The sequence below is a fragment of the Streptomyces sp. NPDC088157 genome (assembly GCF_044741545.1).
Classification (GTDB): Bacteria; Actinomycetota; Actinomycetes; order Streptomycetales; family Streptomycetaceae; genus Streptomyces.
Window position 1 is genome coordinate 1 of record NZ_JBIUSU010000004.1, and the last position, 15323, is coordinate 15323.

The window sequence follows — 15323 nt, forward strand, 5'->3', positions numbered from 1 at the left end:
ATCACCGGCGAGGCCGATGTGCTGCGCGACGAGGGCGAGGCCTACGCCAACAAGCTCCGCGAGGCCGGCGTCCCCGTCACCGCGGTGCGTTTCCAAGGCATCATCCACGACTTCGTGATGCTCAACGCCCTGCGCCCGACATACGCCGCCGAAGCCGCCATCAGGCTGGCCGTCGGCACCCTGCGCGACGCCCTGCACGTCTGACTCTCCGTCGGCCCTCAGCCGGACGGCGTCCGCCCCGGCCCGGCGGCTGCCTGGCCGGGGGCGGTGCGCCGGTTCGCCGTGCCGGGGCGGGCCGCGACGGAGGCGGGAATCAGAGCCCGGCCACCTTGGCGCTTGCCGACAGCTCGTAGACCAGGGTGACGGTACGTCGGCCGCCGGGTGGGAGGGCGAGGTTCCAGCAGGCGATGCCGTCCGCGTCGACCGTGTCGGGAGCGGGAGAGCAGAACTCCTTGCGCAGGCGTACGTCCACCGCCGAGACCTCGGAGACCGGGATCCGTTCGCGGAGGGCGATCACCCGTTCGCCGTGTTCGCCGGGGGTGGAGAACCGGGACAGGTGGAGGCGGACGGTGCGGGTGACCACCGTGCGTTGGGTGATCGCCGCGGTGTCGCGCGTCTCCTCGGTGTCCCGGACGACCCGGTGGTCGTCGCGACTGCCGTAGGCGAGTTCGACGGCGGCGTGGGGAGCGGTGAAGTCCAGTGTGCCGCGCCCGGTGAATCCGCTGCCGCGGATGAGGTCGACGGGTCCGGCGAGCAGTGCGTGGCCGGACAGGTTGTCGAACCGCGCCACCTGGGTGACCAGCGGGGACAGCTCGGGTGCGCAGGAGTACTCGATGCTCGCGGTCGTGGTGAAGGCGGAGAGCGGCACACGGTGCGCGCGGCCGTCCGCGGGCACGAGCACCGGTGTGGGGGAGTGCAGCACCCGTACCTCGCCGGCGTCGTCCACTCCTGGCAGCCCGAGCACCGGGGCCGGACCGAGATCCGCGATCTCCTCCTCGCGCAGTTCGACGTCGACGGTGCGGCGCTCAGCGGCGGAGCGGTCCTGGAGCGTCAGCCGGTCCTCGCCCAGCCGGGGCGGATCGGTGGACAGCGCCGAGCGTGCCGTCGACAGCGTCAGCCGCACGTCGGACCAGTCCTCGCCGGTCCGCTGCCAGACCATCGCGTCGGTCTCCAGCGTGAGGGAGTCGCCGTCGAGCACGGCCCGGTAGGCGGGCCGCCACAGCGCACACGGAGTGAGGTGGCTGAGGCGCAGCCCGGCCGGCCCGGCGGCCGCGGCCTCGAGGGTCAGTTCGATGTGGCCGACCAGCTCGGCGGGCTGCTCCTCGGAGAAGTCCATGACCCGCCGAGCCTCACCGAGTTCGGATGCCATGGCCGCCAACCGGGCTTCCACGGCGCGCAGCCGCTCGCCGTAGGAGTCGCGCTCATCGTCCACACGGTCGAGTTCGCGCGTCCAGCGGGGTCCTTCGCTCTCGCCTGAGCCGGCGCCCTCGCCGATCTCCCGCAGCAGATCGGCGGCGAGTCGGCCGAGTGCGTCGACGCGCGCGTGCAGCCGGTCGCGCCGCCGCTCCAGGGCGAGCCGTTCCTCCTCCAGAGTGTGCACGCGCCGGCGCAGCTCGGAGTCGCTGTCGGTGGGCCGCGGCCCGCGCGGCGTCCAGCTGCGGACGATCCGCACGTCGAGCACGGTCGCCGGGTGTCCGGCGGTCAGCTCGGCGTGCAGCGTACGGTCGACGGCCAGCGCGCTGACGGGCCCGAGACGCAGCCTCTGGACTCCCGCCGTCAGGTCGAGCACGGTGGTGCGCTCGACGTGGGCGCGGTCCTCCAGGCAGGTGACGGCGGTGACGGGAAGGGGGATCGGCTCCGGTGCCGTGGACATGGGGTGTGTCAGCTCCTGCGGTTGCCGCCGGCCAGGGACTTGGCGGACGCGATACGGATCTCGTAGCCGCCGTCGAGGGCGGTCGTGGCACCGGCGGGCAGGTCGACCCGCCAGATACGGGTGCCGGGTGCGTGATGCTCCGGGCCCGCGCCGTCCTGCGGCGGTGCCGTCCAGTCGGCCCGCTCGTCGATCCGGATGTCCGCGTCGGAGGTGACCGGAACCCGCTCCCGGACCTCGACGGTGACGGGTCCGGCGAGCAGGTTGGCCAGCTCCACGTGGACCCGGTGGTCGAGCACGGTGGTGGAGTTGCGCAGACCCGCGGTCGACTCGTGCAGGTTCGTGCGGCGGGTGACCCGGACGCCCTCGGCCGGGCCGAGCCCGACCCGGCACACGCCGCCGGGGGCGAGCGTGGGCAGTGCGGTGGTCAGCAGGAAGTCGTCACCGACGGTGACCTCGACCGGACCGGCCAGCAGAGCCTGGTCGGTGGAGTTGGAGAGCACCAGCGTGGCGTAGACGGTCTGTTCCACGGACGGCACACAGAGGTACTCGGTGTGCAGACCGACCGGGATCTCGCCGACGGTGACGGTGTGCCAGGCGCCGTCCGAGGGAATGTCGGCGCGGGCCACGGCATCGAAGCGGTGGTCGAAGGAACCGGCCGACTCGCGGGGCCGCACGGCGTGTCCGGGCAGCGGCAGCGCGGCCACCCCTTCGGCGCGGCGGCGGTGCTCGGCCGCCACCGGGTCGAAGGCAGAGTCCGGGAACAGCCTGCCCCGGCGAGCGCCCGCCTCGTCGGGACCGCACAACACGAGCGCCGTGTAGTCGAGTTCGGCGCCGCTCGGCTGGGGCGGACCCGCCGCCGGGGCCGCTGTCGGCGCAACGCCGCCGGGAGCCGCGGGCGCCTTGGGCATCGGCGGTGCCGCCAGGCCCGAGGCCTGGGGCGCCATGGCCGCCATGGCCGCGGGAGCCGCGGGCGGCATGCTGCGGGCCCTCGGCCTGCCTCCCGGTCGTGCGGGGACCGGTTGCGCGAGGTCTCCCGTCGGGCTCCCGAAGACCTTCGGGTATGCGCTCTCGGCGCTGCCCGGCAGGGGCACGGGGGGCGGCGCGCCGTACCCCGGCGGCGCCGCGGTGAGCGGCTCCGGGTGACCCGGCGGTGTCGGCCGCATCGGCGGAACGGGTCCGGGCCCGGCGCCGGCCGCCGCGGCCACGGGACCGCTTCCGGCACCCGTCGGAGCGGCGGTCCCGGCCGGCCGCGGACCCGCCACGTCGTACCCGGCGAACAGGTCGGCCAAGCCCGTCGGCGGCTCGCGCCAGCCGGACGGCACGGGAGCGGGCTGACGGCGTCCGATCCGGATCGAGCGGATCCTGGGCAGGTCGGTACGGCGCCGTAGGTCTGCGGTGGCCAGGGCGACGCGCACCCCGGTCCAGTCCTCGCCGGTGCGCTGGGCGACCGAGGCGCGCAGCACCAGACGGCCACTGCTCTCGCCCTGACGGTGGGTCAGGCGGTAGGCCGGCACCCAGACCGCGCCCGGTACGCCGTACTCCAGCTCCACTTCCGCGTCACCGGCGCCGTCGAGGGTCAGAACCGCCGAGACCGTGGTCTCCACGTGCGCCGACGGTGCGTCGCTGGAGGCGCGGGCGAGCTGGTCGGCGGCGACGGAGAACGCGTGCTCGGCAAGGCCCACCGCCTCCTCCAGCTCGACGAGACGGGCGTGCAGTCCGGTCAGCCGCTCGTCGACGAACTCGGCGAGCTCCAGCCACGCGTCGACCGGGGTGCGACGGTGCGGGTCGTCCCGCTTGCGGGCCGGGGGGGCCGGGCGCAGCGCCCCGACCTCCTTGATCCGACTCAGTTGCCGGTCCCGCCGTCCCTGTGCCGCCGCGTACTCCTCGTGCAGCCGTTCCACCTCGCGCCGCAACGCGTCGGGGACGGCCGTGACGGTCGGTTCGGCCTCGACCTCCACCCGCGCCTCGGTGACGCGTACCTCGGCGGCGCCCGTGACGCGGGCCCGCAGGGACCCCGGGTCCAGCGAACGGGGCAGTCCCGACACCCGCACCCGGCCGTCCGGCGGCACACTGCCCCGGGCCAGACGGCGGCAGACCGCGCCCCGCGCGTACACCACCACCGAATCCAGGGTGGACCCCCACCGCTGTTCCGTCCGAGCCGTCATACGCTCCGCCCCCCGCCGAGTCCGTGCTGAGCGAAGCCTACGCCCGGCCGGTCCGCGCAGCCCGAAGAAGCCCCAGGCAGGGAAGGCCAGGTCCCGGCCCGGCCCCTGCCCAGTCCCGGCCCGGCCCCTGCCCAGTCCCAGCCCGGCCCCCGGCCCGGTTCCTGGCCGGTCCCCGTACCGGCGGCGGTCGCGATTCCCTTCACGCCGTCCATGGTCACGTGACAGAACGCTGCCACGCCGCCGTCGAACGGGACACCGTGGACCGCGGAAACCGGTGGCGCCCCGGGCGGTGAGCCGTTAACTTCCGCCTGAGCGCAGTGAGTCGGAAGGGCGCGGCCGCGAGGGGAGCCAGGCATGGAGATCGAGGGCCCGCGGACGGATCGGCTGGGCTTGCTGCTCGACCAGTTCGACCAGGCCAGGGAGATGGCCCAGGTGCGGCTGGCGGGGCTCGGTGACGAGGAGTACCTGTGGGAACCGGTGCCCGGGTCCTGGTCGATCCGGCGCCGGGGTGAGGCGCCGACGCCCAGGGCGTTCGGACCGGGAGAGTGGGTGCTCGACCTGGGTGCCGCGGACATCCCGGCAAGCGAGTACGCCGAGGTGGCCCGGCAGGCGGCCGGCGGGATGACCGTCGACAAGATCGCCGATGACTGGAGCGTGAGTGTCGAGCGGGTCGAACAGGTCCTCGCCCACACCGGCACTCCGGAGGCCGACGACGTGCCGGTCACGACCATCGCGTGGCGGCTGGGGCACCTGCACTTCCACTTCGCGGGCCCCTGGGAGTGGACCTTCGGTGAACGGCGCCGGGAACCGAAGCTGCTGGTCGACTTCACCCCCTCCGCCGCCCTGGCGCTCGAGCGGTTCTGGGCGGCGATCGACCGCTGGCGCGACAGCGTCGCCACCGTCACCGAGGAGCAGCTCGACACGGTCGGCTTCTCGCAGTACCCGTACAGCAACGACGCCGACCACCCGTTCGTCTCCGTACTGGCGGGGGCCAACCTCGAATTCATCCACCACATGGCCGAGATCGCGCTGCTCCGCGACCTGTGGCGGACCCGCTTCACCACTCCCGGGTAGGCCCGCGCCGACGGTGACCGCGCTGCCGGCCGCCCCGGGCGGCCCAGGAGAGCGGTCGACGGCGCTTTCCGGGCCTCGTCTGCCGCGCGTGATCAGGAGCGACGGCGAGTGCCGCGGCTTCACAGCTGCAGGTTCAGAACCAGACGCAGCGTGTCCGTGAGTACCGTGGTGGGGACTTCGGGGTCGGCCACCCGCTGGATTCCGAGGCCGATGCCCAGGCTGAGCAGCGTCATCGCCGCCTGGTCGGCGGGCATGGCCAACCGGGCGCCCAGTTCCCGGGCCAACGCGTCGAGAAGCTGGGCCAGCGCTTCGCGGACGGCGGTGACGCGCGCCGTGATCTCACGCCGGAGCTCGTCGTCATGACGGGCACGCGTGAGGAACTCGACCTCGAGCGTGGTCCACGCCTCGTCCCCGATGTGCGCTTCGCCCCAGGCGGAGAACGCCGCCAGGCGGACTTCGAACCGGTCGTCACCCGTGACGGAGTCCGTGAGCAGCCTCAGCTGTTCGGCACGGATGTCGTCGATGGCGGCGAGGCACAGATAGTCCTTGTTGCGGAAGTTCGAGTACACGGCCCCCTTGGAGTATCCGGCCGCTTCCGCGACGTCGGTGAGGGACGTGGCGGCGTAGCCGTTGCGCAGGAACAGGTCCCTGGCGGTGATGACGAGCCGCTCACGAGTGCGTTCCTGGCTCTCGACGCGGCTGAGGCGGGCCATGGTTCCGTTCCCTTGTCCGTCCTGTGCGGCTGTCCCGCGACGTGCGGAAGCTCTCGGATCCTATCCCCGGCAGACCTGTTCCCAGATTTCGGATACCGCTAGTATCCGGATCTCGTCGGTATCGCAAAGGGCGGAGACTTCATTGACCACGACCGGCAAGCGAACGACCCCTTCCCGAGGGCTGGTGCTGGGCTGCGGCGGAACTCTCGGTGCAGCCTGGACGATCGGCGCCCTGCACTCCCTTCAGGAAGCTCTGCGGTGGGATCCGCGCGAGGCGGACGTTCTGGTCGGCACCTCGGCCGGCGCCGAGGTGGCCGCCATGCTGGGGAGCGGCATCGGCGTGGCGGAGCTGCTGGCCGCACAGCTCGCGAGTGAGGAGGCCCCTCCCGAACTGCTGCGTCACTTCGCGACGCCGCCCCGAGGTGTCCCGCCCCGGCCCGCGGCCCTCCTCGGATCACCGAGGCTCGCGCGCAGGGCGCTGGGCGGCGCCCTCCCCGCACTGACCGGTCTGTCCGGCTTGCTGCCGCGGGGCCGCGGCGACGCCGCCTGGCTGGCGGCCGCCGCCGACTTCCTGGCGCCGGACGGAAAATGGGTCGCGCATCCCGCGACCTGGCTGGTGGCGACCGACTTCGACTCGGGCCGCCGCACGCTGTTCGGGCATCCCGACACTCCGCCGGTCGCCCTGCGGGACGCGCTCCGCGCATCCTGGGCCGTCCCCGGCTGGTTCCCGCCGGTGCGCATCGGTGGCCGACGCTATGCCGACGGCGGCGTCAGTTCCCCGGCCTCGGCCGACCTTCTGGTGCCCTGCGGGCTCGACGAGGTGTACGTCGTGGCTCCGATGAGTTCGCCCTCTCCCGGAAGGCGCGCGGGACTCGGCCGGGCCGAAGCGGTACTGCGCCGCGTCATGACCCGCACTCTGAGCGCCGAGTGCGCCGCACTGAGCGCCGTGGGCACCCGTGTGATCCGCATCGAGCCGACGGCCGCCGATCTGACCGCCATGGGCGGCAACCTCATGGACCCGCGCCGCCGCCCGGCGGTGCTGGAGACGTCTCTGCGCACGACGCGGGCGCTCGTCCGTGATCGCCTGCACGAGCCCGCGCCGCGTCCCCACCCGCGTACAGGAGCCTGACATGTCCCGACCCGACGGCACCAGCGCATCCGTCACGCGCGAGACCCACGAGGTGGAGGCGTTGATCATCGGCAGCGGCCTGTCCGGCATCGGAGCGGCTGTCAAACTGCGCGAAGCGGGCCTGCGTGACGTCGTCCTCATGGAGAAGGCGGACGAACTGGGCGGCACCTGGCGGGACAACACCTACCCCGGCTGCGCCTGCGACGTCCCCTCCGCCCTGTACTCCTACTCCTTCGCCCCCAATCCCGAGTGGACGCGGGCCTTCGCCACCCAGCCCGAGCTCCGCGCCTATCTGCACCGCGTGGCGGCCGCATTCGGGATCACCCCGCTCGTCCGCTTCGGCACCGAGGCCGTCCGTGCGCAATGGCACCCTGCCGAAGCGCGCTGGCACGTCGAGACCAACCGCGACCGCTACACGGCCCGATTCCTCGTCTCGGCCGCGGGCCCCTGGCACGAGCCGCTGGTCCCCGACATCCCCGGGCTGGCGGACTTCCCCGGTGAGGTCTTCCACTCCTCGCGCTGGCGCCACGACCACGACCTGGCCGGCGCACGGGTGGCCGTCGTCGGCAGCGGCGCCTCGGCCGTGCAGTTCGTGCCCGCCATCCAGCCCCGGGTGGCTCGACTGGACCTGTTCCAGCGCACCGCCCAGTGGGTCCTTCCCAAGCCCGACCACTATGTGCCGGGTGTCGAACGCCGCCTCATGCGTCGCTTTCCCGCGGCACAACGGGCCCTGCGCAACGCGGAGTACGCGGCGATGGAGACCCTGGGCATCGGATTCCGGCATCCGGCCCTCCTGCGCGCGGTGCAGAAGGTGGGCACCCTCCACCTCAGGGCCACGGTCCGGGACCCGCGGCTCCGCCGTGCGCTGAGCCCCGACTACACGCTCGGGTGCAAACGGCTGCTGCTGTCGAACGCGTACTACCCCGCACTGACCCGGTCCAACGTCACGGTCCACGCCACAGCGGTCGAGGCGGTCCGCGGCAACCGGGTCGTCGGCGCGGACGGCACCGGCGCCGACGTCGACACGATCATTCTGGGCACGGGGTTCCACATTCTGGACATGCCCATCGCCCAACGCGTGTTCGACGCCGACGGTGTCCGTCTGGACGAGCACTGGAAGGGCAGTCCGGACGCCTACCTGGGCACCACCGTCAGCGGATTCCCCAACGCGTTCATCCTCCTGGGTCCGCACCTGGGGACCGGGCACTCGTCGGCCTTCATGGTGCTCGAAGCCCAACTGGATTACCTGGCAGGCGCGGTGCGGCACTTCCGTTCGGCGGGCTGGGCCGGCATGGACGTCCGTCCGGAGGTCCAGGCCGCGTTCGCCGCCGAGGTGCGGCAGGCCCTTCCGTCCACCGTCTACAACTCGGGTGGGTGCTCGAGCTACTACCTCGACGGCAACGGCCGCAACAGCTTCAGCTGGCCCTGGTCGACGGGCCGGATGCGCCGACGGCTGGCCGAATTCGACCCTGAGGCGTACGACGTCACCCGGGAGAACTCCGGACGGCTGCCGGCGCGGTCTCCGGACGGCCCCCGGTCCTGACCGGCCGGCGGTGGGCGGAGCACCGCGGGAGACCGCCTGGCCGAACTGGTCGCCTCGGGCGGGCACACCATCCAGACCGGTTTCATCGGCACACCGCTCGCGACGCCCGCGCTCAGCGCCACCCATCACGTCGACACCGCCTACGCCCTGCTCCTCCAACAGGAGTGCCCCTCCTGGCTGTACGCGCTGAAGCACGACGCCACCACCGTCTGGGAACGCTGGGACAGCATGCTGCCCGACGGCACCGTCAACCCGGGCGACATGACCTCCTTCAACCACTACGCGCTCGGCGCCGTGGCCCAGTGGCTGCACACCACGGTCGCGGGGCTGAACCCCGCCTCGCCCGGCCCCCTCGACGGCATGAGCCGTACTCCCCGACGGCTCACGGCCGGGCCGGGCGCCCGGCCCGGCCCACCGGACGTGCAAACCGGCGAAGGTGCGCCTCTACTGCCACCACCGATCCATCAGCTAACATAGAATAATTAGATAGATGAATAGGCTGATGGTGGCGAGGAGTGGCCGTGGACTTCGGGCTGACCGACGAGCAGGACCTGTTGCGCGCGACGGCACGGCAGTTCGTCGCCGACGTGTGCCCGGCCGAGAAGGCCAAGCGGTGGGACGAGGAAGGTGTCGTACCGCCCGAGCTGTTCCGTGGGATGGCCGCGATGGGATGGTTCTCGCTGCCGTTCAGTGAGGAGGAGGGGGGCGACGGCGGGGGTCCGCTGGAGCTCGTCCTCATCGCCGAGGAACTGGGCCGGGCCAGTTTCGACGTGGCCATGTGCTACATCGGCGTGCTCATCCCCGGCATCACGGTGTTCCGGTGGGGCGACGAGGCGCAACGCGACTTCATCCGCGAGCAGGTGATGACGGGGCGCCACCGGCTCGCCGTCGGCCTCAGCGAGCCGGACAGCGGGTCCGACGCCGCGGCGCTGCGCACCACCGCCGAGGACCGCGGGGACCACTTCGTCGTCCGCGGCCAGAAGGCCTGGTGCACGGGCGGCGGGCTGCCCGACACGACCATCGCCACCTATGTGCGCACCGGCCCCCGTGAGCCCAAACACGGCGGCATCAGCCTGCTGCTCGTCGACCCCGCGACCGAGGGCGTGGAGGTGCGCCGGACGCCGACGCTGGCCCGGCACATCCTGGGCACCAACGAGGTCTTCTTCAACGACGCCCTGGTGGCGAAGGAGAACCTGGTCGGCCCGCGCGACGAGGGCTGGAAGGTGATGCTCTCCAACATCGAACTGGAGAAGGTGATCATCAGCGGCGGCTATCTGGGCGCGGCTCAGGCCACCCTCGACGAGATGCTCGCCTACGCCCGCGCCCGGCACGCCTTCGGGCGTCCGATCGGCACCTTCCAGGCGCTCGCGCACGCCATGGCCGACCTCCAGACAGAGATCGACTCCGCCCGGCTGCTCGCCTATCGCGCCGCCTGGCTGCTCGCCCAGGGCAAGCCGTGCACACGGGAGGGGTCGATGGCGAAGCTCAAGGGGTCGGAGACGTATGTGGCGGCCGCCCGGCTCGGGATGCAGGTCTGCGCGGGCCACGGTTTCTCGACGGAGAGCGTGATGAGCTTCCGCTACCGGGAGTCCATCGTGGCCACGATCTCCGGGGGCACCAGCCAGATCCAGCGCAACGGCATCGCCCGCAGCATGGGCCTGCGGTCCTACTGACCCGTCCCGTCCGTCTCCCGCTCGGCGAGGTCCGTCTGCTGCCCGGCGAGCCACGCCGCGTGGCGTGCGAAGTGGCCCGGGTCCCGGGTCACCCAGATCCCCGACGCCCTGGCCAGCACGGCACGCGTCGGCAGCAGCACCATCTCCCCCGCGATGTACCAGCGCGAGCCCTCCCGCCGCTCGACCCAGGCCCGCACCTCCAGCGGCCGTTGCACCGGCACGGGCTTGACGAAGCTCACGCTCAGCTCCGCCGTCACGCTCAACACCCGGTGCAGCAGGGGGAGGTGGCCGAGGCAGTCGTCCAGCACGGCCGCCGTCCAGCCGCCGTGCGCCACCTCGGGACCGCCCTCCTGGTCACGTGGACAGGAGAGTGCGAACCATGCCGCGCCGTCCTCGTCGAGCCGCTCGCGCCGCACGCCCAGCCGGCAGGCACCGGCGCCCCGGCACGCGCCGCACAGCGCCACACCGCCGGGGGTGCGGGGCGGCTCCTGGAAATCCGCCCCCGCCCAGTGGCCGGCCGGGGTCGCCGCCCCACCGCTCGTGCTCGTCATGCCGCTCCTCCTCGGGTCAGACATCGGCAAGCAGCGGGCGCAGCTTCCCGGCGATCAACTGGACCTGGCGGGCCACCATCTCCTCGGGCATCCCGGCCAGTGAGGCCCACAGGAAGACCCCCTCGACCGGCAACCCTGCCACGTACGCCCTGATGGCATCCGCGGTCTCCTGCGGTGTGCCGTACAGGAACTGGCCGACGCCGGTCGCGTCCAGCCCCGTCTCCCGCCACTTCTCGGGGTCGATCGGGCGGGGGGCGGGCCGGTCGGTTCCCTCCACCATGTAGCGGCGGTAGCTGTCCCACTGGTACGCGAGGTGTCGGCGCACCACAGGCCAGTCGGCGTCCGGGTCCTCCGTCACGAAGGTCGTGAACGAGCCCTGCATCCGGCCCGCCGACACGTCGTACCCGCTCTCGGCGAGCCCCTCGTGGTACGGCGTCAGCAGCGCGGGGTTGAGCGACAGCAGACCCGTGCCGAGCCGGCCGGCCCGCCGGGCGCCCTGCGGGCCCTGGTAGCCGAGCCAGATCGGCAGCGGATCCTGGACCGGGCCGGGGACGACGCGGGACTCGGCCCACAGGGCGCGGATCTCCCGTACCCGCTGGTCGGTCGTGGTGTAGCGCCTGGCGAGGTCGGCTCCGTACAGCCGGTACTCGGGCACCCGGTAGCCGGTGCCGAGCCCGAGGTCCAGACGGCCGTCGCTGATGATGTCGACGATCGCCGCCTGTTCGGCGATCTCGGGGGCCGCGTGCAGCGGTGCGGGGATGACCGCGGTGCCCAGCCGGAGCCGGCGGGTGCGGGCCGCTGCCGCGGCGGCCATGGTGAGAGGCTGCGGGAGATAGCCGTCCTCGAAGCCGTGGTGCTCGGAGAACCAGACCGAGTCGAGGCCGAGGCGGTCCGCCTCCTCGCACATCTCCAGCGCGAACCCGTAGACCCGGGACCAACTCTGCCGCCAGGCCGGGGGATTGCGCAGGTCGAAGTAGATGCCGACTCTCACGATCGGCCACCTCCCTTGGTGTGGTCCGCCAGCCGGATGGTCGCGTGGGTGACGGCGACCCCGTCCCCGGGCGGCAGCAGCCGTACCGGGCGCAGTTCCAGTGCCTCGATCTCGGGGAGGTCCTCGACCATGGCCGAGATCCGCAGCACGGTCTCCTCCAGGGCCGCGAGATCCACCCCACGGCCGCCCGCCCGGCCGTCCAGCAGCGGGGCCGCCCGCAGCGAGCGGACCATCTCCCGCGCGTCGCGGTCACTGAGCGGGGTGACCCGGTGCGCGACGTCCGCCATCAGGTCGGCGTAGTCCCCGGTGAGTCCGAAGGCGACCACCGGGCCGAAGACCGGGTCGGAGCGGACCGAGAGGAACGCGTCCGGCCCGGGGCCCGGGCCGGTGTCGCGTACGGCGATCCCGTACGAGTCGAGCAGTTCGGCGGCGACCGTCGCGGGCACCGGGCCCGGCGCGCGGGCCGCGAGCAGCGACCGGGCGCGTTCGGCGTCGAGGCCCGCCAGGTCCGGTACGACGCCTGCGGGCGTGCCGCGCCAGGCCTGGTAGGCGGCGGCGTGTCCGAGCGAGGAGGCCGCCGCCTCGGGGAACGTGTACGTCGGTACCACCAGGTCGCCCCGGCGCAGGACGTCGGCGACGCCCGCGCCGCCCAGGAAACTGGCCAGCACCGGTTTCTCGGGCCGGGCCGCCGCCGCGTCGAGGATCGCCGACGCCACCTCGTCGGGCTTGTCGGCCAGCGGTGGCATGAACAGCACGACGGCCGCGTCGATGCCCTCGTCGGCCAGGACGGCGTCCAGCGCCCGCCGGTAGTGCGCGGCGGTGGCCGTCGGCGTCAGATCGACGGGGTTGGCGACGTCCGCGCGGGGCGCGAGGGCGGGGCGGAGCGCCTGCCGGGTGCGCTCACCGAGCGGGGGCACCCGCAGACCGCTCGCCTCGCACGCCCCGACCGTCAGCGCCGCCGGGCCGCCCGCGTTGGTGACGACGGCAACCCGGTCACCGGGCGGGGGAGGCTGGTGGGCGAGCAGCAGCGCGACGTCGAACAGTTCCTGGAGGCTGCGGGTGCGGATCACGCCGGACTGGGCGAACAGCGAGCTCACCGCCGCGTCCGCGTGGCCCGGATGGACGGCGACGATCGGCTTGCGCGGCGCGATGCGGCGGGCGACACGGGCGAACCGGCGGGGATTGCCGAAGGTCTCGACGTGGAGCAGGATCACCGAGGTCCCCGGGTCCTCCTCCCACCACTGCAGCAGGTCGTTGGTGGAGACGTCCACGGCGTGCCCCACCGACACGAAGCCCGAGAACCCGAGCCGCAGCCGCTTGGCGAAGTCGAGCACCGCGAGCCCGAGCGGCCCGGACTGGCTGGACATCGCCACCCGGCCGGGCGTCGGGAGGGCGGGCGAGAAGGTCGCGGCCAGCCGTGCCGGGGGAGTCGTGTTGACCACTCCCATGCAGTTCGGGCCCACCAGCCGCATCCCGGACGCACGGGCGAAGCGGGCCAGCTCGAGCTCGGTCGCCCGTCCGCCGACGCCCGTCTCGCCGAAGCCCGTCGAGACGACGACCACGGCCCTGACGCCGGCGTCCGCGCACTCGCGCACGACCTCGGGCACCGCCTCGGCCCGTACGGCCACCAGCGCCAGGTCCGGCGGCTCGGGAAGGTCCCGGACGCTCGCGTACGCCCGCACCCCGGCGATCCGATCCGCTCGCGGGTTGACCGGGAACACGCTGCCGCCGAAGCCGCCCCGCAGCAGGTTGGCCACGATCTCGTGACCGATCGTCAGCGGGTCGCGGTTGGCGCCGATCACGGCGACCGAGCGCGGTTCGAGCAGCGGCCGCAGGGACCGTCGTACGGCCGTCTGCTCACGGCGCTCGGCCCGGGCCACGGCCTGGGCCTGCGGGTCGATGGCGATCTCGAAGTGGATGATCTGACCGGGCGGCCCGGTCTCGATCCGGTGGCCGGAGCCGGCGAACACGTTGATCATCCGGGTGTTGTCGGCGAGGACGTCGGCCTCCAGCACCCGGATGCCCCGCGCGCGGGCGGCGGCGGCGATGTGCTCCAGCAGCAGCCGGCCGAAGCCCTCGCTCTGGTGGTCGTCCCGGATGGTGAACGTGACCTCGGCGTGTTCCGGTTCCTCGGGGTCGCGGACATAGCGGACCAGGCCGGCGATCTCGTCACCGGCCAGCGCGACGAGCGCCAGCTCGTCGAGGTAGTCGACGTGGGCGCCGCGTCGGATGACGTCGTCGCGGGCACGGACCACCGGGCCGAGCGAGCGGTAGGCGAGGGTGGCCCGGGACAGCCCGCCGACGAAGGCGACCAGGCGGTCGGCGTCCTCCGGCCGGATCGGCCGGACGAACGTCGACCGCCCGGTCCTGACGAGCCCGGGCCGTTCCAGGTCCTCGGGGTACGGGGGAGCCGGCACGGGCGATCCGTCCGGGGGGTGCGCGCCGCCCGTGAGGTCCGTGTCGTCGGCGCCGTTCAGACGGCCGCCTCCTGGGGAGTCTGCTCCGGCAGGCCGAACAGTTCGTTGAAGGTGCCGCGCGTGACGCGGTCGCGGATGTCGTCGGACACGCCGTCGAACAGCTCGTGCAGCGTGGACTGGGTGTGCCCGTAGGTGCCTTCGAGGTGCGGGTAGTCGTCGCCCCACATCACGTTGCGGTAGCCGGTCGACTCGACGATCTCGACCGAGCTCTTGTCGTGCTGGAAGGAGGCGTACACCTGCTGTCTGATGATCTCGCTGGGCAGCCGGCTCAGTTTCGGCCGGACGAACATGCCGTGCTGGCGGTAGGCCTCGTCCATCCGGTCGCCGATGGCCGGCACCCATCCGGCCCCGCCCTCCGCGATGAGGATCCTGAGGTCCGGATGGCGGTCGAGGGCGCCGCCCGCGACCATGTGGGACACCACGCGCATGCCCGGGTAGGTCGTCTCCATGTAGTTGACGACCGCGCCGCCGGGCCCGCGGAAGACGACGTTCTGACCGCCCGTGCCGATGTGGAAGCCGAGCACCAGACCGGCCCGCTCCGCCGCCGTCCACAGCGGCTCCCAGCGGTCCAGGGCGTATTCCTCGCCCTCTCGTGTCGCACACGGCAGGAAGATCGCCTTGAAGCCCAGTTCCGCCACCCGCTCGACCTCGGCCACCGCGTCGTCGATGTCGGCCGTCGAGACGCAGGCGGTGGTGATCACGCGCTTGTTCTTGCTGAGGATCTCCGCGTGCGCCCAGTCGTTCCAGGCCCGTACGGTCTCCCGGGCGAGCTCTCGATCGGTGATCGACACGAGCCAGAACCCCATGGAGGGGAAGGCCAGTTGGGACCAGACGCCTTCCTGGTCGAGATCCTTCAGCCGGACCTTCAGGTCCCAGGCGCCCGGCGGACGCATGGCGTCCATGAAGTCACCGAGCTGCCGGTCGATGCGTTCGCCGTCGATGTAGAGCATCTCGTACTTCTCGCCGCGCTCGCTGCGCGGTGCGCGCGCGCCGAGCCGCGCGGGAAGCCGCTCGGTCCACACGTCGGCGGGCTCCATCACGTGGGAGTCCCCCGAGTTGACCCAGATCTTCGACATGCCGCTCCTTCGGGGCCAATGGATGTAATCAGTTAGCGATTTTAGTTGTATTGGTGAG

12 protein-coding genes and 1 pseudogene are annotated in these 15323 nt (G+C 72.9%); 6 read left to right on the forward strand and 7 right to left on the reverse strand.

Features of this window, described 5'->3' with window-relative positions; all coding sequences use genetic code 11:
• Nucleotides 1-204, forward strand: a 204-nt coding sequence (locus ACIPFH_RS15855) for an alpha/beta hydrolase (protein WP_401826921.1), incomplete at its 5' end; no start/stop codon positions are given.
• Between the two features lie 109 nt (nucleotides 205-313).
• Here ACIPFH_RS15855 and ACIPFH_RS15860 read toward each other — a convergent pair.
• Together ACIPFH_RS15860 and ACIPFH_RS15865 are read right to left on the reverse strand one after the other, a co-directional pair.
• Nucleotides 314-1873 carry a mucoidy inhibitor MuiA family protein gene (locus tag ACIPFH_RS15860; protein ID WP_401826923.1) on the reverse strand — a complete coding sequence of 520 codons (1560 nt, stop codon included), beginning with the start codon at nucleotides 1871-1873 and terminating at the stop codon, nucleotides 314-316.
• A gap of 8 nt (nucleotides 1874-1881) precedes the next feature.
• Entirely contained in the window at nucleotides 1882-4038 is a 2157-nt protein-coding gene (locus ACIPFH_RS15865; RefSeq protein ID WP_401826925.1) for a DUF4139 domain-containing protein, read from the reverse strand.
• 354 nt (nucleotides 4039-4392) lie between these two features.
• On the opposite strand from ACIPFH_RS15865, the gene ACIPFH_RS15870 reads away from it, so the two are divergent.
• Nucleotides 4393-5112: a DinB family protein gene (locus tag ACIPFH_RS15870; protein WP_401826927.1), complete on the forward strand. Its 720-nt coding sequence runs from the start codon at nucleotides 4393-4395 to the stop codon at nucleotides 5110-5112.
• A gap of 119 nt (nucleotides 5113-5231) precedes the next feature.
• Here the strand turns inward: ACIPFH_RS15870 and ACIPFH_RS15875 are convergent, their stop codons facing one another.
• Nucleotides 5232-5825 (reverse strand): TetR/AcrR family transcriptional regulator, encoded by a 594-nt coding sequence (locus tag ACIPFH_RS15875; RefSeq protein WP_401826928.1) that lies wholly within the window; start codon nucleotides 5823-5825, stop codon nucleotides 5232-5234.
• A gap of 142 nt (nucleotides 5826-5967) precedes the next feature.
• Here ACIPFH_RS15875 and ACIPFH_RS15880 point away from each other — a divergent pair, with 142 nt between their 5' ends.
• The 4 genes and pseudogenes from ACIPFH_RS15880 to ACIPFH_RS15895 all read left to right on the forward strand — a co-directional run bounded on the left by ACIPFH_RS15880 (nucleotide 5968) and on the right by ACIPFH_RS15895 (nucleotide 10170).
• Nucleotides 5968-6954 carry a patatin-like phospholipase family protein gene (locus ACIPFH_RS15880; RefSeq protein ID WP_401826930.1) on the forward strand — a complete coding sequence of 329 codons (987 nt, stop codon included), beginning with the start codon at nucleotides 5968-5970 and terminating at the stop codon, nucleotides 6952-6954.
• 1 nt (nucleotide 6955) lies between these two features.
• On the forward strand, nucleotides 6956-8497 hold the full coding sequence (locus tag ACIPFH_RS15885) for a flavin-containing monooxygenase (RefSeq protein WP_401826931.1): 1542 nt from the start codon (nucleotides 6956-6958) through the stop codon (nucleotides 8495-8497).
• A 15-nt stretch (nucleotides 8498-8512) separates the two neighbouring features.
• Nucleotides 8513-8845 (forward strand): annotated as a pseudogene (locus ACIPFH_RS15890) (alpha-L-rhamnosidase); the annotation flags it as partial.
• A 173-nt stretch (nucleotides 8846-9018) separates the two neighbouring features.
• Nucleotides 9019-10170, forward strand: coding sequence for an acyl-CoA dehydrogenase family protein (locus tag ACIPFH_RS15895; RefSeq protein WP_356247839.1), 1152 nt, complete (start codon nucleotides 9019-9021; stop codon nucleotides 10168-10170).
• Here the strand turns inward: ACIPFH_RS15895 and ACIPFH_RS15900 are convergent.
• From ACIPFH_RS15900 to ACIPFH_RS15915, 4 genes are read right to left on the reverse strand one after another with little or no spacing between them, the layout of a single operon-like run.
• Nucleotides 10164-10721: a PaaI family thioesterase gene (locus tag ACIPFH_RS15900; protein ID WP_401826934.1), complete on the reverse strand. Its 558-nt coding sequence runs from the start codon at nucleotides 10719-10721 to the stop codon at nucleotides 10164-10166. The two genes, ACIPFH_RS15895 and ACIPFH_RS15900, sit on opposite strands and share 7 nt — an antisense overlap.
• A gap of 16 nt (nucleotides 10722-10737) precedes the next feature.
• Nucleotides 10738-11712 (reverse strand): LLM class flavin-dependent oxidoreductase, encoded by a 975-nt coding sequence (locus ACIPFH_RS15905; RefSeq protein WP_401826937.1) that lies wholly within the window; start codon nucleotides 11710-11712, stop codon nucleotides 10738-10740.
• The gene (locus ACIPFH_RS15910) at nucleotides 11709-14129 is read right to left on the reverse strand and encodes a GNAT family N-acetyltransferase (protein WP_401826939.1); all 2421 of its coding nucleotides are present in this window, start codon (nucleotides 14127-14129) and stop codon (nucleotides 11709-11711) included. The genes ACIPFH_RS15905 and ACIPFH_RS15910 overlap by 4 nt, the downstream gene beginning before the upstream one ends.
• Nucleotides 14130-14185: 56 nt before the next feature.
• Nucleotides 14186-15265, reverse strand: coding sequence for an amidohydrolase family protein (locus ACIPFH_RS15915; protein ID WP_401826942.1), 1080 nt, complete (start codon nucleotides 15263-15265; stop codon nucleotides 14186-14188).
• Between the last annotated feature and the right edge of the window lie 58 nt (nucleotides 15266-15323).